The organism is Yoonia sp. SDW83-1, assembly GCF_046762885.1.
Classification (GTDB): Bacteria; Pseudomonadota; Alphaproteobacteria; order Rhodobacterales; family Rhodobacteraceae; genus Yoonia.
Map to the genome: position 1 here is coordinate 406,874 of NZ_JBKQXO010000001.1, position 22,633 is coordinate 429,506.

A 22,633-nucleotide genomic window follows, 5' to 3' on the forward strand; every position below is an offset into this window, starting at 1 on the left:
AATACTTGGAAATAGCTGGCCTGCTGACAACAGTTGTGCGCATAGTCCGTCCGTATTCAAAAGCGTCTTCGATACCAAGGCAGTGTTTTGTCTGCGAATGTGCTTGGGAACTGGTCCCGTTTCTCTTCCAAAACCGACCAGATGTGATCGGGGACGGAGAACGGAAATTCATAGGCCCCGTAAGAATGCCCGTTCTGCGCGTCAGTTTGAATAAATCCGCGCTTGTACAGCGAAGCCGCATGGCCGCCGTCCATCTCAGCTGTGAAGCTCTTCCGGTTATCCTTAAGCAAATAACCGTAAATCGCTAATTCGTTATCTGTCATATAAGGTATGTGTTCGGCGAATTTGCGCTGGTGCTTCGCGATTTTCTGGTCCTGTTCTTTTGCTTCTCGGCGTTTGGTCACCGCAGCCGTTGCCCATTTCGCGACCTGTTCGACTAACGATGCAAGACCAAGTCCGGCTGTAATTAGGATCGCTAGAGGCAGGCCGTAGACCACAAACGGCGAGTCCGAGGGAGGAAGGATCTCAGCCCTCAGCAAAAGCCAAAACACGCTTAAAGCAAGACTAAGTCCGAGCAGCTGCCATGCACTTGCTTTAAGAATCGCCAACCAACCTGAGTCCAATATCTTTACCTCCTGCTGCCTGAGAAATTTCGAAAGTGGTTTGTCATGTTGTCCATCGTATGCAGCGACGTGGGCGATGTCGATTACCGTGGACTTTGCATTGCAGGTGTTGGTCTGCTGCGCAGCATAAAGCTGTTTGGGCTCATTTCGAACAAAAAACCCCGCCGCGCCAAGTGAGTTTGCGCGGCAGGGCCGTTTGTCACTGCTCTTTCGCAGGACGCCGTGTTACGGCAGCAGGACGCTGTCGATTACGTGGATCACGCCGTTGGAGGCGATGATGTCCGCGGTGGTCACGTTGGCGTTTTCGACTTTTACGCCATTGCGACCATCGATATGTACGTCCGCCCCGTTCACGGTCGCGACGCTGAGCCGCTGACCGGCGAGTTGGTCGGATGTCACCGCACCCGGCACGACGTGATAGGTCAGGATCGCGACCAGCTGATCCTTGTTTTCAGGCAGCAGCAGGGTGTCGACGGTGCCGGCTGGCAATGCGGCAAAGGCAGCATCTGTAGGCGCGAAGACGGTGAAGGGGCCATCGCCCTTGAGTGTCTCAACCAGACCAGCGGCGGAAACGGCGGCGACCAGCGTGTTGAAGTTACCGTTGGAGGAGGCGATGTCGACGATGTCAGGTTCTTTTTCCATCATAGGCGTACAGGCGGCGACAACGGCGACACCTGCGGCAAGGATGGCTGACTTCAATGCAAAACGACGATTCATGGGGAAAATCCTTTCAAGTCCCTGTTAACGAGTTTGTTACGGGGCGCATGGCAGGATGGTTGTGCTTCTGACAATCTATTGATCTGGCGGAATATTTTGATCCGAAGCGGGCCGGGCGACGTAATGGCGCACCCGTCAGCCTTCGTTGCAGTGCCGCCGGAATGACTGTTTCAACATGTCCAGTTCATTGCGCAGCAACGCGACCTCGGCCCTGATATCTTCGGCCAGCGCCTCGCCCGAGAGCAGCATGAAACTGTCGAGCACATTGCCCTGCTTGTCGCTGATGATGAAAGTCTGCACCCCGTCACTGATCAGCCGCGCCGGGATCGGAATGCTGACATGCCAAATGTCCTGATCCGCATCATGGGTGAGCGTGACCCCGTCGATGGTTTCACCAAGATGGGTGACCTGCAGGTCGGGTTGATCCGCCCCTGCCCCGGTCAGTTCCCCTTCCCAAACCCCAGCGAAAAGGCGCGTTTTGGTCAGCGTCATTTTGGTCATCGGCGGGCCCTTTTTTGCTGCTTACATCTCGGCGCGGGGATATCTGCAGACGTTCAGGTCGCGCAGGGTGATCTTGTTCATCTGCGGATCTTCGAACATCAGGTCGATCCACATCCGCTCTGCCCGTTTTTCATTGAGCTGGCTATAGGCGAGGTCGAATTCGACGGCTGTTTCAGCGTCGTCATCGGGCAGTGTGAGCAGGATTTGTTCGGTGTTTGGTCCATTTTTTACGTTCAAGCGGGCCAGTATCCTGATGGGTTTTTCCCGGTCTATCGTGGCGGCCAGCTGGATCAGGTGCTGCTTTTTCAGACCGGCGCAAACCCCGGTAGGCAGGTCCAGAACAAGCGACAGGAAAGTCCCGTCAAAGCGAAACACCTCAAGCGTGACCCCAAAGGCTGCAAGATCGTGATCCCGCGCATTACGCACCTGCCGGAGCGAGATTTCACTGGTTCCGCAATCGTGGAAGATCGTCAGATCCGGCCCGAGGCGGGACTTGCTCAGGGCTGGTGCGATCCCTCGTTTGGGTAACGCACCCCGCCACAATTGCGGCCGCCAGGACCAGTCGGTGCCTGCAGGGCGCGCAAATGTATTCGATCCGATCCGGGGCAGCGCCAGCCGAGTATCAGCGATATAGGTCAGTTCCTGCAGTGGCGTCCGCAACTGCCGCGCCTGCTGGCGATGGGTCCGCAGTATCGCGATGTCAGCGGTAGGGGCAGACCGTGCCGCAGCCGTCCACCGCGCCAAGGCGCGCTGATGCAGGAACTTGCCGATAATCCCATTGGGGTTGAACGCCATGAATATCCTTTGTCCCGTCCCGATCTGGTGCCGATTGTGTCAAACACCTGTAAAGAATGAAACAATCTATAGCGTCGATGTTTCATCCGGCGCGCTACCACCGGTTGCAAGTAGCCCGTTGACTACAAGGTTAAGGAGCCAGTTCCCAGTCCCGTCCCGCAGCGGTGCCGTGGCCAGCCCACGCACAGCGACTGTCACCAGCCGCCCGTCAATATCGGTGAAGGCGCGCCATTCTTCGCCCTGCAAACCGGTCATTGGCGGTTCACCATTGTCACTGAAATGCACGGTCACGGTGTTTTCGCCTGTCACCGCTTCCAGTACCCTTACTCTGTCCTTATTCCCATCTGCGCTGAGAAGAACAGCCCCCGCGTCTGACTGTAGAAGAGCCAGCAACGCCTCTTCCGATCCGATGACGGTGCCGCTGTCCGGTGGGCCGACCTGAACCGTCGCCACCCCAAGCACGTCCGGCACCCTGTCCCCCGCCCCGAGCGATGCGCATGATGACATCACGGCGAACCCATCAGCGGGTTTGCTGGCTGACGGGTCCACGCAATAGCCTGCGGGTGCGTTTGCCGTGATCCCGCCTTCGACAAGCGCAAGCGACTTTACCGGTGTCACTGTTGGCGTGCAGGCGGTGATCGCCAGACCGCCTAGCGCGCCCAAAACAATAATCCGCAAGATCAGAGATCCATATAGATGTGTTTTTCGTGCTTGGCGCCGGGATGGGTCACCGCCCCCAGACGCGCACCGCCCACAAGCTGCGCATATTTCCAGAGCGCGCCGGAGGCATAGATCGTCTCGCGCGGCCCTTTCCAGTTGTCCTTGCGGGTGTTCAGTTCTTCGTCGGTCAGATCGACGGTCAGTTCCCCTGTGATGGCGTTGATGGTGATTACATCGCCATCTTGCAAAAGCCCGATGGGCCCGGCATGCGCCGCCTCTGGCCCGACATGGCCCACGCAGAAGCCGCGGGTCGCGCCGGAGAACCGGCCGTCAGTGATCAGCGCGACCTTCTTACCCATCCCCTGACCGGACAGGGCCGCTGTGGTTGCCAGCATTTCCCGCATCCCTGGTCCACCGGATGGCCCTTCGTTGCGGATGACCAGCACTTCGCCTTCCTTGTAGCCGCGCGCCTTGACCGCCTCGAACGCGTCTTCTTCGCATTCGAACACACGGGCGGGGCCGGTGAAGACCTGTTCACCCTCGGACATGCCCGCCACTTTCACGATGGCACCTTCGGGGGCGAGGTTGCCCTTGAGGCCCACAACGCCGCCGGTTTTGGTGATCGGGTTGGCGGCTGGGTAGATCACCTTGCCATCCGCCTCGCCTTCGATCAGGTCAAGCTCTTCGCCCATGGTCCGGCCAGAGGCTGTCATGCAATCCTCGTGAATAAGCCCTGCCTTGCGCAGTTCCTTCATCACGACAGGCACGCCGCCGACCTCATACAGGTCCTTGGCCACAAATTGTCCGCCCGGTTTCAGATCGACGAAATAGGGCGTGTCATGGAAGATGTCGCAGACGTCAAAGAGGTCGAAATCAATTCCAGCTTCATGCGCGATGGCAGGCAGGTGCAGGCCCGCATTGGTGGACCCGCCGGTGCAGGCCACGATGCGGGCGGCGTTTTCCAGCGATTTGCGGGTGACGATATCGCGAGCGCGGATGTTTTTCTCAAGCAGGTTCATGACCGCTTCACCGCTGGCCTGCGCGTACTGGTCGCGGCTTTCGTAGGGGGCCGGTGCACCGGCTGAGTTCATAAGTGCAAGGCCGATCGCCTCGGAAACGCAGGCCATGGTGTTGGCGGTAAACTGGCCACCGCAGGCCCCGGCAGAAGGGCAGGCCACTTTTTCCAAGGCGCGCAATTCTTCGTCAGAATTAGCGCCCGCCTGATGGCGGCCCACGGCCTCGAACACGTCCTGCACGGTCACGTCGCGCCCTTCAAACCGGCCCGGCATGATCGACCCGCCATACATGAACACCGATGGTGTGTTCAGACGGACCATGGCCATCATCATGCCCGGCAGGGATTTGTCGCAGCCCGCAAGGCCCACGATAGCGTCGTAGCAATGGCCGCGCATGGTCAGTTCAACGGTGTCCGCAATCGCGTCGCGCGAGGCGAGCGAGGAGCGCATCCCCTCGTGCCCCATGGCGATGCCATCGGTGACGGTGATGGTGGTGAATTCGCGCGGCGTGCCGCTGGCGGCCTTGACCCCCAGTTTGACCGCCTGCGCCTGACGGTTGAGCGAGATGTTACAGGGTGCGGCCTCATTCCAGCAGGTGGCGACGCCGATAAATGGCTGGGCGATGTCCTCTTCATCCAGACCCATGGCGTAGTAATAGGACCGGTGCGGTGCCCGCGCGGGCCCCTGGGTCACGTGGCGGCTGGGTAGATTTGTTTTGTCGGCCTTGCCTTTGAGCATCTGATCTTCTCCCGGAAACTGTTGGAAACGGGTCTAAATAGTGGCCCCTCGTGACGCAAGGCGGAACTGTGGTTGCCTGCGGCGCATCGGGGCCCCATGTTGGCCGTCATGTCTGACCCTTACGGCCCCTTGACCCAATTTGCCCGCCCCGCAGCCGGCGTGACCGATCTGCGATATGTCATTCTGGTCAGTGCCGTCTTTGTCGGCGCCTTTCTGGTCACGCCAGCCCTGATCATGACTGTCCTGCCGCTGTCCGGGCAGATCGCGTTTGAAGAAGGGCGCACTGCGTTTGGCACATGGTTACAGTTCGCCATGTTCGCCATCCCGGCGTTCGCCTTTCTGTGGACGCTGCGGCGGATGCATGGGCGCGGGTTCTGGTCCCTGATCGGTCCGACCGATGCCGCGTGGTTTGACCTGCGCCGCGTCGCGGTCGCCCTGATCGCCATCCTGTTTGTGATACAGATCGTGGTGCCATGGGGCGGCGCAGGTATGATTGTGGAAATACGGCCCCTGATCAGCTGGTTTCTTTTGCTGCCATTCGCCCTGATCGCATTGCTGATCCAGGTCACCACGGAAGAAATGGTGTTTCGGGGTTATCTGCAGCAGCAATTGGCCTGCCTGTCACTGAACCGCTGGGTATGGATGGGCATTCCGTCGCTTTTGTTTGGTATCTGGCATTACTGGAACGGCAATACCCCATTGGAAGGGTTTGTCTATGTCGTCTGGGCGACATTGCTGGGCGTCGTCTGCGCAGACCTGACCGCTCGCACCGGCACACTGGGCGCTGCGATTGGTCTGCATCTGACAACGAACTTCTTTGCGATCATGTTCTTCGGGATTGAGAACCGGCCGCATTCGGGCTTTGCCTTGGTCTTGTTCGAATATCGTGATCCTGAGGAAGTCAGCGCGTTTATTGCCGAATTTGCGGTGATCTGGGTTGTCTGCACCCTCATCATGATATTTTTGACGGTGCTGATCATGTGGCTTGCCGCCCGGATCGCGTTGCGTCGCTGAAGCGAAAGGGAAGAGCATGCGCCAGACGGTCTTTGCAGAGCCTTTCGAGCGGTTTATCGCCCCTGCGCGGCGTAAGCCTGCGGTGTGGCGTATTATCTTGGGTTTCGTGCTGATCGCGGCGGTTTACATAGGCGTTGTGGCGGCCGCGCTTGGAACGCTGAGCTTTCTGGACGAGTTTGACCCTGAAAGCGGGGCAGCGTCGCTGGGGTTTCTGCTGGCCACGTTCAGTGGTGCCACGCTGGGTGTCTGGGCCGCTGTCAAATGGCTGCATGGCCGCAGTTTCGGCACGGTTATTGGCCCCCTGCGCCCAGCCTTTCGCCATTTTGGCGTGGCGGTGGTTGTTGTTTTCGCCGTGCAGGCGGTTCTATTGGTGATCTGGTCCGTGCCGTTTGATGCCGTGTTTCAGCGCAGCCTTGGCAATGTGTTGATCCTGCTGCCTTTGGTGATCGTGCTGACCTTGATCCAGACAAGTGCCGAAGAATTCGTGTTTCGCGGCTATCTGATGCAGCAGATGGCCGCCCGTTTTCAGTCGCCCTGGGTCTGGCTGCTGGTTCCGCAGGCGGCATTTGCGCTGCTGCACTATGATCCCGCCACGATGGGTGCGCTGACATGGCCGGTGATTGCGATCATCTTTGTCTATGCGCTGATGTGGGCCGATCTGGTGCGGGTGACCGGTAATCTGGGCGCTGCCTGTGGCTGGCATTTTGCCAATAACCTGATCCTGTTTGCTTTCGTCAGCCCGCAGGATGCGATGTCGGATTTTGCCTGGGCCGTGGCCCCTTATGCGGCGGCGGATACGCCGGTTTTCCTGTTTGTTCTGGATTTTCTGGCCTCGGTTGTCTGTTGGCGGATACTGCGCCACCGCTTGCGTCCCTGATTGCAATTGCGCCCGTCGCGGCATATCTCAAACCCGTTAACGCAAAAGGCCGCCCCATGAACTGGATCACCAACTACGTTCGCCCCACGATCAACTCCCTGTTTTCGCGCCGCGAAGTGCCCGAGAACCTGTGGACCAAGTGTGACGCCTGCGGCACAATGCTGTTTCACCGCGAACTGGCCGACAATCTGAACGTCTGCACCAATTGCGATCACCATATGGCCATTGGCGCCCGCGACCGGCTGCGGTCAATCTTTGATGGCGGCGTTTTTGTTGAGGTCGAGGTGCCTGAGCCGGTAGTTGATCCGCTGCATTTCCGGGATCAGAAACGCTATACCGACCGGATCAAGGAGGCGCGCCGCAAGACGGGCGAAAAGGATGCTATGTTGGTCGCCGAAGGCGAGATGGGCCGCACACCTGTGGTCGTCGCCGTGCAGGACTTTTCCTTTATGGGCGGGTCGATGTCGATGTATGTCGGCAACGCCATTGTGGCCGCAGCCGAGCGGGCGATTAAGCTGAAGCGTCCGTTGATCCTGTTTTCCGCCGCCGGTGGCGCCCGCATGCAGGAGGGCATTCTGGGCCTGATGCAGATGCCGCGCACGACCATTGCCGTGCAAATGCTGAAAGAGGCAGGTCTGCCTTATGTGGTGGTGCTGACCCATCCAACGACGGGCGGTGTGACCGCATCCTATGCCATGCTGGGTGACGTGCAGATTGCCGAACCCAATGCCCTGATCGGTTTTGCCGGTGCCCGCGTCATCGAACAGACCATCGGTGAAAAGCTGCCTGAAGGGTTCCAGCGCGCTGAATACCTGCTGGATCACGGGATGCTGGACCGGGTGACCAAGCGCACCAACCTCAAGGACGAGTTGGTGACGATCGTCCGTTTGCTGATGAAGCAGGATGCCCCTGTGAAAGGTGATTTACCGCCGCCCGAGATTACATCGGAAGCGACCTTGCAACTGGAAGACCCGCTGCCGCCGGAAAAGGCCAAGTGACCGCACAATCGGACGTTATTCTTGAACGGATGATGGCCTTGCATCCCAAGGTCATGGATCTGGTGCTGGATCGGGTGTGGCGGCTGTTGGCAGCTGTTGGCAATCCGCAGGACCGCCTCCCCCCCGTCATCCATGTCGCGGGGACCAATGGCAAGGGATCGACACAGGCGATGATCCGCGCCGGGCTGGAACAGTCCGGCGCCAGGGTGCATGCATATACCTCCCCCCATCTGGCGCGGTTTCACGAGCGTATCCGACTGGCGGGTGAATTGATTTCCGAAGACGCCCTGACCGAGGTGCTGGACCGCTGTTATGCGGCCAATGGCGGGGAGCCGATCACCTATTTCGAGATCACCACGGTGGCAGGCTTGCTGGCCTTTGCCGAGGCACCGGCGGATTATACCCTGCTTGAGGTCGGATTGGGGGGCCGGTTGGACGCAACCAATGTGGTGGCCAAGCCAGCCCTGACGGTGATCACACCTGTTGATCTGGACCACCAGCAATATCTGGGCGAGACCTTGCCGGAGATTGCCGGTGAAAAGGCCGGGATCATCAAGCGCGGGGTGCCTTGCGTTGTTGGTCCGCAGCATGATGCAGCGCTTGACGTGATCGAACAGCAGGCGACGCGATTGGGTGCGCCGCTGCTGGCCTATGGGCAGCATTGGCATGTCACGACCGAGCGCGGGCGATTGGTTTATCAGGACGAGCGTGGATTGTTGGACCTTCCTTTGCCGAACCTGCCCGGCCCCCATCAGATCCTGAATGCAGGTGCTGCGATTGCCGCCTTACGCATCTTGGGCCAGGACGAGGTGGCATGCGAGGCCGCCGTCACCGGTGCCTATTGGCCCGCCCGGATGGAGCGGCTGACCAAGGGTCCGCTGGTCGATCTGGCCGCCCCGGCAGAGCTCTGGCTGGATGGTGGCCATAACCCGGCGGCGGGCCATGCGCTGGCCGCGACCCTGAAGGAGCAACCCAAACGCCCGATCCATCTGATCTGCGGTATGCTGAACACCAAGGATATCGCAGGCTATATGGCCCCGCTGGCCGCGATGGCCGACAGCCTGCACGCGGTATCCATCCCCGGTGAGGCAAATACGATCCCGGCGGAGAAGACGGCAGAGGTCGCGGCAAGCGTTGGCTTGGCGGCGACCACGGCCTCATCTGTGCAGGATGCCATCACGGCGATCACCAAAAAGTCGCCAAATGCCCGTATTCTGATCTGCGGATCGCTGTATCTTGCGGGGCATGTGATGCGAGAGAACACGACATGATACGCGGATTGACGACGGCACTGGCCCTTTTTGCCACCAACGCGCAGGCGGCGGATTTCTATTTCTGCTGGAAGGGGGCCAATGACTACACCATGACCGGTCAAATGACGATCGAGCCCAGCGCGCTGAACAAGCCTGTCGTGACAGAGGCTGATGTCACCCGGTTCAAGATCGCGGGCTATCAAGAGGGCACATTGCTCGGCAAATGGGATATGGCCACGCGGGATGCGACTGACAGCTGGACCTTGTTTTTCAACCCGGCCCGCAATGCGTTCATGACCCCCGGCGAAATTGGCCTGGGCGTCAGTCAGGCGTGGAATGCTAACGGCAATGCCGATGATTGTGGCAATCCCGGCTTTGGTTTCAATCTGGGGAACTTTGCGCAGGATTTCTGCCTGAACGGCGTCTGGATCGAGGAAAGCGGGATGCCCCCCGAAACCCCGTTTCTGGTCAGCCCGATCCCCGTTGATCCGCTGTGCCGGGTCTATGCCCCCGTCAGTTAGGAACATCTGATGCCAGACAGTAACCGCAAACTATCGCTGCATACCCGCATCGCGCAGGCGCTGCATTTTGTCGAAGATGGCACAGGTGCGGTGACCCCGGCGATCCAGCCTGCGGCCACCTATGCGCGGGATGAAGACTATCAAGTGCGCCGACCCTATTGGTATCGCCGCGATGGCAGCCAGACGACCGCACAGGCAGAAGCTGTGATTGCGGAACTGGAAGGGGCGAAAGAGTCCCTGCTGTTTTCATCGGGCATGTCGGCCTGTACGGCGGTGATCGACCATCTGCTGACCGGGGCCCATGTGGTGGCGCCCAAGGTGATGTATCACGGGGTGCTGGCCCAGCTGCAAAGTGCCGCCGCCAAAGGGCGCATCAGCCTGAGCGACTATACCGCCGGCAATCTGGATGAAATGGCCGCCGCTGTCCGCCCGGGTGAGACCGCGTTGGTTTGGGTCGAGACCCCAAACAACCCCAATTGGGAAGTGACGGATATTGCCGCCGCCGCCGAGATTGCCCATGCCGCTGGCGCCAAGCTGATGACAGATTGTACGGGCACACCCCCCTGCATGACCCGCGCCTTGGATTTCGGGGCGGACTTTTCGTTTCATTCCGCCACCAAATATCTGGGCGGGCATTCCGATGTCACCGCCGGTGTGCTGTCGGTGCGCCAGACAGGTAATTTCTGGGATGATATCGCGCTGATCCGCAAGCTGCAGGGCACGGTGCTGCAATCCTTTGATGCCTGGTTGCTGATCCGGGGGATGCGGACACTGTTTCTGCGGGTCGAGAAGGCCTGCAAAAACGCGATGGCTGTCGCGACCCATTTCGACGGGCATCCACAGATCGAGGCGGTGCTGTATCCGGGCCTGCCATCAGACCCTGGTCATGCGGTGGCCAAGAAACAGACCGATGGACAGTTCGGCGGCATGATGTCGATCATCGTGAAAGGGTCGGAACAGACCGCCATCGATGTCTGCCGGTATTGCGAAGTGTTTTACCCCGCCACATCGCTGGGCGGGGTGGAAAGCCTGATCGAACATCGCAAGACGGTATCAGGTGAGGGATTCCCCGTGCATCCGCGCCTATTGCGTCTGTCCATCGGGATCGAGGATGCGGATGATCTGATCTATGATCTGGAACAGGCGCTCAGCCGGACGAATGCGAGCTGATTACAACCTCGCCCTCGTGCAGAAAGCAGGCTTTTGTGAATAGCCCCATATCAATCGGATTGGGGAGGCGCACGTCACTGATATCCGGAACGGTTTTTGTCGATAAATCATAGGACCGGTCGATCTGCGAAATCATGATAATCATCAAACTCCGCGTCTGCGCATGATCGCGCAGGGTGGTGATCTGATCGGCCAATGGTGGGTTTTCGCGTCGCTGGTCCAGAAGTTGCAGGTAATCAACCACGATACAGGACCCGGTTGGTGCTCTTCGGGTCTGAGCGACAATGTGGGCCGCGCTGATGCCATCAGACGTGTCCAGAATAAACTGCGGCCCGACTTGCGTCGGGTTTGCACCGATCTGTCTGATACGTTCTAGGACCTGCGCTGATGTATATTCCAAGGTGAAGAAATAGCCGCGCTGCCCTGTTGCGATAGCGTCAAGCAATGTGCGCAGACCCAGCAGGGTTTTACCCTGCCCCGGTCGGGCGCCAAGCAGAACAAAATCGCCCGCCACCAATTGACCGAACAGACCGGCACAGAACTGGCCAGCGCGGGCGGAAAGCAGGCTCCAGCTTTGGAAACCTTCCTGGCGGGCGATCTGATCAAGCGCCTGATTGTGGGAAATGCCGATATCGCGAGCAAGTGCCTTAGCGCGGCGTTTGAGAACGGGGATCGGGGCAGAGAGCTTCATGTCAGAACCTTCCATCACGGGCGTTCGATCACAATCCCTTCTTATGTGCGATGCCCGAAAGGCTGATGCGATGAAACTGATCCTGCAGGTTGCGTGCTGCCCCGTGATGAAGGGGGTAGGCCGGGATCGGCGACCTGAGATTTAGTTTAAGCCAATGCGACGGCTAAGCAAGTCACGGCGGGGACGTCAGACTTTCGCGGAAAGTCTGTTTGCAAATCCTCATCGAGGATTTGGCTGGGGCCGATGGCCAGCCTTCTTTTTGCCGATTCGCGAATCATGGGATTGACGCCGAATCACTTACCGGGATAGATTCGCCGATAACGAAGCGCCGCGGGCAAAAAGGCGTAACAGAGCAGTCTTGGCAGGGCGAGTGGGCAGGCGTTACGCCTGTCTTCTTGTTTCTGGGGTATCGGTACACGCATATGGTGGACGGCCTTTAAATATATCTTCGTTGGCGCGCTGTTCCTGCTTGTCGGTTGGTTTCTGACCGCCTCGTCTTCCCGGTTTCTGGAAAATTCACAACCTGCGATGCTGATTGTTCTTCAGGTGGACGAACGCCGCGACACGGACGGCAAACGGTCCTATCGCCCCGTTTTCGGTCTGCAGACCACCGACCGTCCGCGCCCGGAATATACCGGATCGACCTGGTTCAGCCCCAAGCCGCATCAGCCCGGTGATATTGTGTCCGGTCGTTATGACCCCAAAAGCGGCGAAATGCGCAGCGATCAGATGATGGGCCGGTCCCGCTGGATGTGGCGCGTGCTGCAGGTTGTGGGCGCGTTGGCAGTGTTGCAGGGCATCCTGATGCTTTTCGGTGTTCCGGAGCTGCTTTTGCCGCTTCGGGTGCGGGGCGGTCGTTAGGTTGTTGCTGCCCGGTCTGCCGGCACAACCGCTTGCCGATACAGGTGCCATGTCGCGTGGCCCAGCACTGGCAAGGCGATGATCATGCCGACAAACAGTGTCAGAACACCCAATCCGAGCAGCGCCACAACGATCAGGCCCCAGACGGCCACGACAACGGGGTTTTTGCGGGTGATCTTGACCGATGTCACCACAGCCTTTGGAATACCCACCTGCCGATCGATCAGCATGGGAAACGACACCAAACTGATCGCCAGGACCACCAGTGCAAAAACTGCCCCGATCGCCACGCCTGCCACCAACATGGTCCAGCCGGGACCTGTGGTCAGCACATCGTTGAAGAACCCAAGCGCCGATTGCGGCGGCTCCGGCCCGAGCGTAACGCCGTAGAGCGTGAAGGCAACGATCATCCAGGTGATGAAAAGTGCAGCCAGATAAAAACCGAGCACCAGAATGGGCACGAATGATGGCGACTGCATCACGCTGAATGCATCGCGCCAGCTTGCCTGGCCGTCGCGTTCGCGTTTCCGGCTCATTTCATAAAGGCCGATGGCGGCGACCGGCCCGATCAGGGCGAAACCTGCGATGAGGGGGAACAAGAGCGGCAACATCTCGCGGTTGACGGCAAAAAGGGTCAGGACAAGACCCACAATCGGGTAGATGAGGACGATGAACATCACATCGGTCCGCAGGGCGACAAAATCCTCATAACCCTTGCGCAGGGCGATCTTCAGATCAGCGATTTGCAGATCCCTGAGTTCAATAGGTGCTGCGGCTTCGCCGCCAAGCTCTGCCGCGCCTTCCTTGAGATAGAGAGACCGCCGCCTGATCGCCTGCACAAACCATGATGCCGGATTTCCGATGGTATCAACCATGACGCTTACTCCTTTTCGACCAATACAAAGGTCCGTGAGTGGGAACAGCCGTATAGGTGTAGCGTATCAGAAAAACCGGTTTCTGTCGTCTCAGGTCAAGCTGATGTGAAGACGTGTGTCGGGACCGGCGTTATTTGCCCCAGCCATCAGACTGCATTTCGCGCAACCGGCTGGCGGTGCGTTCGAATTCAAACGTGCCTTCACCTTCGACGTAGAGCATCTCGGGCTTGGCGGCGGCACTGCAGATCAGTTGCACCTTGGCCTCGTAAAGCGCGTCGATCAAGGTGACAAAGCGTTTGGCTTCGTTGAAGTTATTGCGCGAGAGCGCGGGGATGTCTTCGAGGATCAGCACCCGCACCGCATCGGCCAGCGCAAGGTAATCCGCCGCCCCCAGCGGTTTGCCGCAAAGATCAAAGAACTTCGCCCGTGCCACCCCGTTATGGAATTGGGGCAGTTCGACCTGCCGCCCTTTGACATGCAGCACCAGTGGTTCGCATTGTCCGCCGCTAAGATCATGCCAGATTTGCGCGATGGCGGTGGCAGCCTCGCCGTCTATGGGCGTGAAATAGGTGGGCGTTCCTGCCAGCCGGTCCTGCCGGTAATCCGTATCGCTGGTCAGTTCATGCACGACCATATGGTGTTTCAGAAGGTCGATGAAAGGCAGGAACAGTTGCCGGTTCAGCCCGTCCTTGTAAAGGTCATCCGGGGGCCGGTTTGACGTTGTCACCACTGTCACACCTGCGTCGAACAGCGCCTCGAACAGGCGCCCGACGAGCATGGCGTCGGTGATATCGCTGATCTGCATTTCGTCGAAAGCCAGAAACCGGACCTCACCCGCCAGTTTGGCGGCAACAGGGGCGATGGCGTCATCGACCCCGCGCTTGCGCGCTTCGGTCATTTCGCTGTGGACCCATTGCATGAAGGCGTGGAAATGTCGGCGCTGTTTGGGGGCCGTGACGTGATCGTAAAGCAGGTCCATCAGCATGGATTTGCCGCGCCCCACCCCGCCCCACATGTAAAGGCCGGGCACCGGCGGCGGGGCCTTGCGGAACAGCCCCTTTTTGACCGGTTCTGCCAGACCGGACCGGACCCGCTCAAGCTCCGGCAGGACCGCGATCTGGGCGGGGTCACTGTTTAACGTGCCGTCTTTGACGGCGGCTTCATATGCCTCTTGCACTGTCATCACGCTTGGATAGCGTGGGGGAACTGCGTTGGAAAGTCAGGATGAATTGATGACACCGCGACCTGCAACCATCGACGACGTCAGTATGCTGGCGCGTGTCCATGTGCAGGCCTGGCAAGAGGCCTATCCCGATCTGCTGCCCGCAGCCGAGATTGCCGTGCGCACGTTTGAAAAACGTCAGTTCCTTTGGGCGCGTGTTTTGTCGAAAGAGCATGGCCGGGTCTGGCTGATTGAGGATAAGGGCTTTGCCCACATCGGGCCGCAGCGCGAGGATATGTGGCGTGAACGAGGATACCCCGAAGAGTTGTATGCGATGTATCTGATCCGCGACGGCTATGGTCTGGGCCGCCCATTGTTAGAAGCAGCGTTTGGCCCTGATGGACGCCCTTTCACCGCCTGTGTACTGGAGGGAAATGACCGCGCCTGCGCGTTTTATGAAAAGTCCGGCGGGCAGCTGCTGATGACCCGGGATGAGATGGTTGGCGCCTCACAGGTGGTCGAGCGGGTCTATGGCTGGACCGCGGCGCCATTCGCGGGCTGAGGCCGTTTCATCACACTTGGTGAAGAGGCGCATCACAACGGGCCAATTGACAATGTGCCTGCAGCGTTCCCAATTGTGCCCATGGAACATCGCGCCCCTTTGATCACCCCGGTTCTGATCGCCGGTTGTATTATCATCATGACCGGTTTTGCCATCCGGGCGTCGTTCGGGGTGTTCCAGATTCCGATTGCCGAGGAATTTGACTGGCTGCGCAGTGATTTCAGCCTGGCGATTGCGATCCAGAACCTGGCCTGGGGGATCGGCCAGCCGATATTCGGGGCGATTGCGGAAAAGATCGGGGACAGGAAGGCGATTATCATCGGGGCCGTCATGTATGCCGCCGGGCTGTTGTTGTCGGCCGGAGCCACAACGCCTCTGGCGCATCAGCTATACGAGGTTCTGGTCGGGTTCGGGATTGCGGGAACCGGGTTTGGCGTGATTTTGGCTGTTGTGGGCCGGGCCGCATCCGATGAAAACCGGTCGATGGCATTGGCCGTGGCTACCGCAGCCGGGTCTGCCGGGCAGGTGTTTGGTGCGCCCCTGGCGGAATATCTGCTGACCTTCATGACTTGGCAGATGACCTTTGTCGCCTTTGCCGGGCTGATCATGTCCACGCTGCTGGTCCTGCCAATGATGCGCAGCCCGGCGCAGGCCAGCAAGGCCGAGCTTGAGGAAAGCATGGGCACGATCCTGATCCGGGCCTTCAAGGATCCATCCTATACGCTGATTTTCCTTGGTTTCTTTTCCTGCGGCTATCAACTGGCGTTCATCACGGCCCATTTCCCGGCGCTGGTGACCGAGATGTGCGGGCCGATTGACCAGGGTGGCATTCTGGCAGGCATGGGTATTTCAACGACAAGTGCCTTGGGGGCCGTGGCGATTTCGCTGATCGGATTGGCCAATATCGGGGGCACGCTGGCTGCAGGTTGGGCGGGCAAACGATATTCTAAGAAGTATCTACTGGCCGGTATTTACACCGCGCGGACAATTGTTGCGGCGGCGTTTATTCTGACGCCGATCACGCCCGGCACGGTGATCCTGTTTTCGGTTGCGATGGGCAGCCTCTGGCTGGCGACCGTCCCACTGACATCCGGTCTGGTCGCACATCTTTACGGGTTGCGCTATATGGGCACGCTTTACGGCATCATCTTCTTTTCGCATCAGCTGGGGTCGTTTCTGGGTGTGTGGCTGGGCGGCGCACTCTACGATATCTATGGCACCTATACCCATGTCTGGTGGGTCGGTGTGGGTGTCGGCGCGTTCAGCGCAATCGTGCATTTGCCGATCCGGGAGCGGCGGGTGACGCCACAGGTAGCCTGACGTCACGGCTCCGGTTTCTGTAAAATTTTCGGCAAAGTTTTGGAACATCGGATGGAACAATTAAGGCGGTCGCTGGCGTTATAAACAATCCATTTACCGTGATGGTTTCTATTGGCACGCACAGGTTGTAGAGGATCCGACGCGATGCCATTTCTTGAAAAGATCATGCTGTTTGTTGAACCTTTGGGTCTGGCGTTGCTGATGGTCTATGCCTACAGCTTTTTCAGCCGGTCGGCGCGATCTGAAAGAACTGTCAATATCGTGATGGGCGGCATTTTTGGCATCTGCGCCATCGCCGCCATGTCCGCCCCGATTGAGATTGCGGATGGTGTCATTGTGGATATGCGCAATCTGTTTGTCGGGCTGGCTGCAGCTTATTTCGGCCTGATCGGCGGTGCGATTGCCTTGCTCGCCGCCGGAGTGACCCGGGTCATGATTGGTGGCGACGGGATGTATCTGGGGTTGCTCGCCCTGATGATCGCTGCTGGCATGGGGCTGATCTGGGCGCGCTGGATACGTATTCGCATCAAGAACGACATGGTGGCCTATGTCGCGCTTGGCCTTGCGATTTCAGCACATCTGGTCGCCGGATTACTCCTGCCGGCATCCGTTCGGGACGTGTTTTTTGGTGCCGTCGCACCAACACTGTTTATCGCTGATGTGCTCGGGGCATTCCTGCTCAGCACATTGATCGGCAGAGAGCGCGCCTTCATCACCGAACGGGACACGCTGCGGTCTGCTGCATCCACCGACTCGCTGACCGGGCTGATGAACCGCGACGCTGCGGTGAGCAACTATGGCAAGGTGCCGCGGGTGAAGGACCCGTCGCAAGGGGCGGCCATGTTGTGCATCGATGTCGATCATTTCAAGACGATCAACGACACCCACGGTCATTTGCGCGGCGACAAGGTGCTGGTGGAGATTTCGGCACGCATGTCGGCCTGCCTGCGCCCCGATGACATCTTTGCCCGGATGAGCGGTGATGAGTTCGTGATTGTCCTGAACCATCTGAGCGCGGAGCAGGCCCATGCGGTGGCCAGCCGTTGCCAGGAATCAGTAGCCGCCGAACCTGTGATGGCCGATGGTGTGGATATCGACGTGTCCGTCAGTGTGGGCTGCACCTGGGTGCCAGGTAAACCGGGGTTCAACGAATTGCGCTTTTCTGCGGACGAGGCGCTGTACCGCGCCAAGGAACACGGCCGCAACTGTCTGGCCTTTGAAAAGAAACAGGGTCCGCTGACCAAACCGCGGATCCGCACACAGGTCGCCGCGTGAGATGGCGGCGGTGGCAGCCAACACAGCGTACGCCCACCTATGGGCGACGCCCCCGTTTCGCGGGGAAGCCTGTATCAGGGCGTTCCATGAAAGGACGAACGACACTGAAGCGATGTGAGCGGTCAACCAATTTCTGATATATGACAGGTAAACCGCCCTAGTCACGCAATGCGGTTTTCAGTGCGGTGATCAACTGTTCATCATGGCTGTAAGGCAGTGCGTGTTCGGCCTCGTCCACGACTTCCTGTCGTGCTGCCCGGTTCCATTGCGCCAGCACCCCAAGGGCCGAGATCGGGATCACCTGATCCCGCTCTGCCCAGATCGCCACAACCGGCACGTCCTCACGCCCCAGCTTGCGGTGTTCGGCCTCGTGATTTTCGGCCAGCATGCCCCGCCGGCTTGACAGGATCGCGGGCAGATAACCGCGCCTGTGCAATTCCTGCCGCTGGGCCATCAGCACCTTTTGTACTGACGGGCGGCGGGTATTTTTGGGAATGGCATTCATGATCCGTCGTTTGGCGAACATCGCATGCACCCAGTCACCGAGGATCGGGGTGGTGCGGCAAAACCGGGCAAACCCGCTTTCCTTGGTCTGGACCCCGGCACTGGCCAGCAGGATCAGCCGCTTGACCTGATGCGTGTTTTCGGCGGCAAAGGCCGTGGCGATAGAGCCGCCCATGGAATAGCCGACCAAGGTCAGTTCCTCATCCGCGTTCTGATGCACCAGAAGGTCGGTCAACTGCCGCAGGAAAAACGCCCGATCCTGCGCGCCGGGCACCGCATCGGACAAACCGCGCCCATAAAGATCATACATCAGGACACGATAGCCCATCGTAGCCAAGCCTTCGGCCACCTCTTCCATCGCGACAGAGGGCGAGGCGAGCCCGTGGATCAACACAGCCACGGGGCCGCGGACGGGACCCACCCAGCGATAATGGGTCACCCCCTGCGATAGCTGGGCAAAATCACCATCTGCCCCATGCCGTGCGGTTGCCCCCACAGCAGGCCGTAACCTTTCGATTACAAAGGGCAACGCTGCGACAACGACAATTGCTGCAATGATAACCACATACCAGATCAACTGTTTTTCCTTCCCGGGTCGCTCCCCTGCCCTTGCCAGGCGTCGAGTATGTACCGGCTGGTCATCAAATCAAGATGCGCGCCGCCACCGTTCTTGAACAGTGTGATGTCTGTGTCATTTTTCCGACGGAACCGATCGGGCTGATAGTAGTCAGCGATCACATCATTTGCGGCAAACGCCCCTGATGCAATGGGGATTTTCAGCTCTCCGATATGATCGATGGTCGTCCCGCGGCTATCGACAAAAACCTGTGCCTTTTGCAGGGCGGCATCGTCGACTTCGCGCATATCAGGGCGATAGGCGCCGATCAGGTCAATATGCTGGCCTGGCTGCAGCCACGCCCCCTTGATCAGCGGTTCGGTCGACATGGTAGCGGCCGTCACAATATCCGCCCCGCGCACGGCTGTTTCCAGATTATCGGCTGCAGTTACATCCGGATGGGTGTCGCAAAATGCCCTGGCCCCTTCGACGGACCGGTTCCAGATGGTGAAACGCGACTCCGGGAAAGCCGCGCTGTAAGCCGCGTGGAGCGAATGGCCGACGGTGCCGGCACCCACGATCAGGATGTTGCGACTGTCAGGCCGGGCCAGACGGCGGGCAGCCAGCAGGCTGTCACCCGCAGTTTTCCACTTGGTCACCAGATGAAAATCAAGGATCGCCTCGAGCGTGCCATCAACACCCGAAAACAGGTTCACCGCGCCCCCGATCGCCGGTTTGCCCTGCGCCTTGTTGCCGGGAAAGATTGTCGCGCATTTCACCAAAAGCCCCATGCCCGCGATCCAGGCAGAGCGGTTGAGCAGAGTATTGTCGCCCTCATAAAGGAACACGTCCGCTACATCCGCTTTTGGTCCGTCATGCCCGACGGCCAGCGCATCGGTCAGGGCGATCCAGTCCAGATTGGCCTCGCCCTCAGCAAAGGGGATCATCACGGTCATTGTGCTGCCTCTTTCGTCAAAAGACCGGCATCGACAAGCCGGTTCGCCCAACCTTGCGGGCCATCGAAGAGATGGGTTTGCCAACCGCGATCAGCGGCAACATTGATGTTGTTGATCCGGTCATCGGTGAAAAGAAGCGTTTGGGGGTCAAGCCCGCAATCGTCCTCAAGCATCTGGTAGATTGCAACTTCCGGTTTCATCACCTTCAAATGACCCGAGATGTAGCGGCGGTCGAATTCAGTGAAGAACGGATAGTGGCGCGCCGCGATCTCAAATGTCTCAACCCCGAAATTCGACAGGGCAAAGACAGGCACACCTGCCTGACGTAGTGTCCGCAACAGCCGAACCGAATGATCAATGGCCGGGCTGGCAATTTCGATCCAGCGGTCATGCCACATCAGGATTTCGGCGCGCCAGTCCGGGTGCTGATCGGCAAGCGCATGGAAGACGGTGTGAAAATCATCGCCCCGGTCCACACCATCATTCACGCCCAGCAGGTCAACGGCGTCAAACAGCGCCTTACGGCGGTCAGACCCGATGACACGGTCATAAAACCCTTCGGGCTGCCATTTGATCAGCACATTGCCGATATCGAAAACGACGGCATTGACTTGCTGCATGGGTGTCTCCTGCTCGGCCATCAGCTTAGCGGCGCAAAGGCCGCTGTAAACCGGGGGATTTTGTCTGCGCCCCGCGCCAGATGGTGAACAGGCCAGCCCCGAGGATCAGCGCCATGCCGATATAGTCGAGCGCCACGGGATATTCGTCAAAGAACAACATCCCCCAGATCACCGACATGGGCAGGGCGAGATATTCAAACGGCGCGACAAAGGACGCCTCGGTCACCCGATAAGCCTGGCTGATCAGGTAGCCCCCGATGGCGATCCCGGTGCCGATGATCAGAAAGACGGGGTAGTCGGCGGGCAGCGGCCAGTCCCACGCCCGCAAAAGAAACGCCAGCGACGGGTCAGACTGATCCCCAAACCGACCGTCACCGACGGCCAGCCCCATGGCAAGACAGACGATGATGAACATGATCTGGATGTAGAACGCCATCGTCGCCGCACTTTCCGTGCCGCCGATCCGGCGGGTGATGACGTGGATGCCAGCATAACAGAAGGCCGCCGCCAATGGCAGCAGCGACGCCAGTTGAAACGCGTCTGTGCCGGGACGCATCATGATCAGAACGCCAATAAATCCGACGGCGATCGCTGCCCAGCGCCGGGAACCGACCGTTTCGCCGAGAAAGATCACAGAAAAGACGGTGATGACCAGCGGGCTGATGAAAAAGATCGCGACCGCATCGGCCAGTTCCATCGCCGCCAGCCCCAGAAAGAAAGTCATATTGGCGAAAACCACGCAGAGCCCGCGCAGCATATGCATTTTCAGCCGCTTCGTGCGGGCGATGGCCCAGCCGTCGGTCAGCGGGGCGATCAACACCATGATCAGGATCAGTCCGATAACCGACCGGATCAGCACGACCTGATGCAGGGCATAGCCGCCGCTGAGAAACTTGATCGCCACATCGTTGATGGAAAAGAAAATGACCGAGATCGCCGCGCATAACGCGCCGAGTTTCGCCGGGGATATGTTGGCCGTGCGGATCATATCGCCAGTGGTCGCAGCAAGGGCGACCGGTGTCCATGCTGTTTCGCACAGATCGCGGCAGATCAGGCGGGTCGCGCGGCCTGCCGCACCATCCGTTCCAGCGCATCAAGGAACCGCGCCCGGTCGGCCTTGCTGAACGGCTTGCCCCCACCTTGCCGGAACGGGTCGGCGGCGCGCATATCGGTCATCAGATCACGGGTGGCCAGCACGTTGCCGATATTTTTCTCGGTCAGTGCCTCACCATTATGTTTCAGCACCAGCGCTCCGTTTTCGATACAGCGCGCGGCGAGGGGGATATCGCCGGTAATTACCACGTCACCCTTGGTGGCCCGGTCGGCGATCCACATATCGGCCACGTCCGGGCCGTCGGGGACAACAACCGTTTCGACAAACGGGTTTTGCGATGGGCGGATGCCCCCATTTGAGACGACAAACATCTTGAGTTTATGCCGGGTGCCGACCCGTTCGACCTCGGCCTTGACCGGGCAGGCATCGGCATCGACATAGATCATGTGCGCTCCTTCGGTGCGACGATCACTGATAAAGCGCCTCTGCATGGAAGGCGACGTGATCTTCCATGAAGGTCGAGATGAAGAAATAAGAATGGTCATACCCGTCCTGCAGCCGGATATGAGCGTATTGGCGGCGGGTGGCGATGGCGGTGGCCAGATGTTCCGTGCCCAGCAGATCGCCAAACTGATCATCCGTGCCGGTGTCGATCAGCATCGGCCCGGCGAACCCTTTGTCGCGCATCAGCAGGGTGGCGTCATGGGGTTTCCAGGCCTCTTCGTCCGCCCCCAGATAGGCGGTGAACTGTTTGCGGCCCCAATCGCTGGCTGTCGGATGGCAGATGGGCGCCAAAGCAGACACAGACCGGAAACGTCCGGGCAGTGACATGGCCATGGTCAGCGCCCCATGTCCGCCCATGGAATGCCCCATGATCGACTGGCTTTCCATATCGAGTGCGAAGTTCTCTCCCAGCACCTTGGGCAATTCGGCGGTGATATAGTCCCACATCTGGAAATGCGGCGCCCAGGGGTCCTGCGTCGCGTTGACATAGAACCCCGCCCCTTGGCCCAGATCATAAGCGTCATCATCGGCCACGCCATCACCGCGCGGCGAGGTGTCAGGAAAGACCAATGCGATCCCCTGTTCGGCGGCCCAGTTCTGCGCACCGGCCTTGGTCATCGCGTTTTCATGCGTACAGGTCAGCCCGGACAGAAACCACAGGACCGGCACCGGGCCATGCGCCGCCTCGGCGGGTAGGAACACAGCAAAGGTCATGTCGCATTTGCAGGTGGTCGAGGCGTGTTTGTAAACGCCCTGCGTGCCGCCAAAGCACCGGTTTTCAGAAATCGTTTCCATCTCAAATCCTACTCG

The 22,633-nt window shown here is 59.3% G+C and carries 25 protein-coding genes; 10 read left to right on the forward strand and 15 right to left on the reverse strand.

The features are described 5' to 3' along the window. Nucleotides 1-56: 56 nt before the first annotated feature. The 6 genes from ACFWW4_RS02100 to ilvD all read right to left on the reverse strand — a co-directional run bounded on the left by ACFWW4_RS02100 (nt 57) and on the right by ilvD (nt 5,050). Nucleotides 57-608, reverse strand: coding sequence for a hypothetical protein (locus ACFWW4_RS02100; RefSeq protein WP_411889343.1), 552 nt, complete (start codon nt 606-608; stop codon nt 57-59). Between the two features lie 240 nt (nt 609-848). Beyond that, nucleotides 849-1,340, reverse strand: coding sequence for a fasciclin domain-containing protein (locus ACFWW4_RS02105; RefSeq protein WP_411889344.1), 492 nt, complete (start codon nt 1,338-1,340; stop codon nt 849-851). Between the two features lie 135 nt (nt 1,341-1,475). Next, nucleotides 1,476-1,841: a hypothetical protein gene (locus tag ACFWW4_RS02110; protein ID WP_411889345.1), complete on the reverse strand. Its 366-nt coding sequence runs from the start codon at nt 1,839-1,841 to the stop codon at nt 1,476-1,478. Nucleotides 1,842-1,862: 21 nt separating this feature from the next. Beyond that, the gene (locus tag ACFWW4_RS02115; RefSeq protein WP_411889346.1) at nt 1,863-2,636 is read right to left on the reverse strand and encodes a DUF6478 family protein; all 774 of its coding nucleotides are present in this window, start codon (nt 2,634-2,636) and stop codon (nt 1,863-1,865) included. A gap of 66 nt (nt 2,637-2,702) precedes the next feature. Next, entirely contained in the window at nt 2,703-3,314 is a 612-nt protein-coding gene (locus ACFWW4_RS02120; protein WP_411889347.1) for a dihydroxy-acid dehydratase, read from the reverse strand. Nucleotides 3,315-3,316: 2 nt separating this feature from the next. After that, complete coding sequence (gene ilvD, locus ACFWW4_RS02125) at nt 3,317-5,050, reverse strand: dihydroxy-acid dehydratase (RefSeq protein ID WP_411889348.1); 1,734 nt, start codon at nt 5,048-5,050, stop codon at nt 3,317-3,319. Between the two features lie 108 nt (nt 5,051-5,158). On the opposite strand from ilvD, the gene ACFWW4_RS02130 reads away from it, so the two are divergent. From ACFWW4_RS02130 to ACFWW4_RS02155, 6 genes are read left to right on the forward strand one after another with little or no spacing between them, the layout of a single operon-like run. Next, on the forward strand, nt 5,159-6,064 hold the full coding sequence (locus ACFWW4_RS02130) for a type II CAAX prenyl endopeptidase Rce1 family protein (protein ID WP_411889349.1): 906 nt from the start codon (nt 5,159-5,161) through the stop codon (nt 6,062-6,064). A 16-nt stretch (nt 6,065-6,080) separates the two neighbouring features. After that, complete coding sequence (locus tag ACFWW4_RS02135) at nt 6,081-6,941, forward strand: lysostaphin resistance A-like protein (protein ID WP_411889350.1); 861 nt, start codon at nt 6,081-6,083, stop codon at nt 6,939-6,941. Between the two features lie 56 nt (nt 6,942-6,997). Further along, entirely contained in the window at nt 6,998-7,939 is a 942-nt protein-coding gene (accD, locus tag ACFWW4_RS02140) for an acetyl-CoA carboxylase, carboxyltransferase subunit beta (RefSeq protein WP_393927975.1), read from the forward strand. Then, a complete protein-coding gene (locus ACFWW4_RS02145; protein WP_411889351.1) occupies nt 7,936-9,210 on the forward strand; it encodes a bifunctional folylpolyglutamate synthase/dihydrofolate synthase in 1,275 nt (424 codons plus the stop codon). The genes accD and ACFWW4_RS02145 overlap by 4 nt, the downstream gene beginning before the upstream one ends. Then, on the forward strand, nt 9,207-9,713 hold the full coding sequence (locus ACFWW4_RS02150; RefSeq protein ID WP_411889352.1) for a hypothetical protein: 507 nt from the start codon (nt 9,207-9,209) through the stop codon (nt 9,711-9,713). Before ACFWW4_RS02145 ends, ACFWW4_RS02150 begins: the two co-directional genes overlap by 4 nt. A 9-nt stretch (nt 9,714-9,722) precedes the next feature. Further along, nucleotides 9,723-10,883, forward strand: coding sequence for a trans-sulfuration enzyme family protein (locus tag ACFWW4_RS02155; RefSeq protein ID WP_411889353.1), 1,161 nt, complete (start codon nt 9,723-9,725; stop codon nt 10,881-10,883). On the opposite strand, the gene ACFWW4_RS02160 is transcribed toward ACFWW4_RS02155, so the two are convergent. Then, on the reverse strand, nt 10,861-11,574 hold the full coding sequence (locus ACFWW4_RS02160; protein ID WP_411889354.1) for a DNA helicase: 714 nt from the start codon (nt 11,572-11,574) through the stop codon (nt 10,861-10,863). The two genes, ACFWW4_RS02155 and ACFWW4_RS02160, sit on opposite strands and share 23 nt — an antisense overlap. 528 nt (nt 11,575-12,102) lie before the next feature. On the opposite strand from ACFWW4_RS02160, the gene ACFWW4_RS02165 reads away from it, so the two are divergent. Further along, nucleotides 12,103-12,435 carry a hypothetical protein gene (locus tag ACFWW4_RS02165; RefSeq protein ID WP_411889355.1) on the forward strand — a complete coding sequence of 111 codons (333 nt, stop codon included), beginning with the start codon at nt 12,103-12,105 and terminating at the stop codon, nt 12,433-12,435. Here ACFWW4_RS02165 and ACFWW4_RS02170 read toward each other — a convergent pair. Both ACFWW4_RS02170 and zapE read right to left on the reverse strand, forming a co-directional pair. Then, on the reverse strand, nt 12,432-13,310 hold the full coding sequence (locus ACFWW4_RS02170) for a DUF2189 domain-containing protein (RefSeq protein WP_411889356.1): 879 nt from the start codon (nt 13,308-13,310) through the stop codon (nt 12,432-12,434). The two genes, ACFWW4_RS02165 and ACFWW4_RS02170, sit on opposite strands and share 4 nt — an antisense overlap. A gap of 130 nt (nt 13,311-13,440) precedes the next feature. Further along, the gene (gene zapE, locus ACFWW4_RS02175) at nt 13,441-14,493 is read right to left on the reverse strand and encodes a cell division protein ZapE (RefSeq protein WP_411889357.1); all 1,053 of its coding nucleotides are present in this window, start codon (nt 14,491-14,493) and stop codon (nt 13,441-13,443) included. 49 nt (nt 14,494-14,542) lie between these two features. On the opposite strand from zapE, the gene ACFWW4_RS02180 reads away from it, so the two are divergent. The 3 genes from ACFWW4_RS02180 to ACFWW4_RS02190 all read left to right on the forward strand — a co-directional run bounded on the left by ACFWW4_RS02180 (nt 14,543) and on the right by ACFWW4_RS02190 (nt 17,629). Then, a complete protein-coding gene (locus ACFWW4_RS02180; RefSeq protein ID WP_411889358.1) occupies nt 14,543-15,034 on the forward strand; it encodes a hypothetical protein in 492 nt (163 codons plus the stop codon). 81 nt (nt 15,035-15,115) lie between these two features. Beyond that, on the forward strand, nt 15,116-16,354 hold the full coding sequence (locus ACFWW4_RS02185; RefSeq protein ID WP_411889359.1) for an MFS transporter: 1,239 nt from the start codon (nt 15,116-15,118) through the stop codon (nt 16,352-16,354). A 144-nt stretch (nt 16,355-16,498) separates the two neighbouring features. Then, nucleotides 16,499-17,629 carry a GGDEF domain-containing protein gene (locus tag ACFWW4_RS02190; protein WP_411889360.1) on the forward strand — a complete coding sequence of 377 codons (1,131 nt, stop codon included), beginning with the start codon at nt 16,499-16,501 and terminating at the stop codon, nt 17,627-17,629. Between the two features lie 157 nt (nt 17,630-17,786). Here the strand turns inward: ACFWW4_RS02190 and ACFWW4_RS02195 are convergent, their stop codons facing one another. From ACFWW4_RS02195 to fghA, 6 genes are all read right to left on the reverse strand, one after another. Further along, on the reverse strand, nt 17,787-18,710 hold the full coding sequence (locus ACFWW4_RS02195; RefSeq protein ID WP_411889361.1) for an alpha/beta fold hydrolase: 924 nt from the start codon (nt 18,708-18,710) through the stop codon (nt 17,787-17,789). Continuing rightward, entirely contained in the window at nt 18,707-19,645 is a 939-nt protein-coding gene (locus ACFWW4_RS02200; protein ID WP_411889362.1) for an ornithine cyclodeaminase family protein, read from the reverse strand. The genes ACFWW4_RS02195 and ACFWW4_RS02200 overlap by 4 nt, the downstream gene beginning before the upstream one ends. After that, entirely contained in the window at nt 19,642-20,265 is a 624-nt protein-coding gene (locus tag ACFWW4_RS02205) for an HAD family hydrolase (protein ID WP_411889363.1), read from the reverse strand. The genes ACFWW4_RS02200 and ACFWW4_RS02205 overlap by 4 nt, the downstream gene beginning before the upstream one ends. Nucleotides 20,266-20,290: 25 nt before the next feature. Further along, a complete protein-coding gene (locus ACFWW4_RS02210) occupies nt 20,291-21,253 on the reverse strand; it encodes a DMT family transporter (RefSeq protein ID WP_411889364.1) in 963 nt (320 codons plus the stop codon). A gap of 62 nt (nt 21,254-21,315) precedes the next feature. After that, nucleotides 21,316-21,765: a YaiI/YqxD family protein gene (locus ACFWW4_RS02215; protein WP_411889365.1), complete on the reverse strand. Its 450-nt coding sequence runs from the start codon at nt 21,763-21,765 to the stop codon at nt 21,316-21,318. 22 nt (nt 21,766-21,787) lie between these two features. Continuing rightward, the gene (fghA, locus tag ACFWW4_RS02220; protein WP_411889366.1) at nt 21,788-22,618 is read right to left on the reverse strand and encodes an S-formylglutathione hydrolase; all 831 of its coding nucleotides are present in this window, start codon (nt 22,616-22,618) and stop codon (nt 21,788-21,790) included. Between the last annotated feature and the right edge of the window lie 15 nt (nt 22,619-22,633).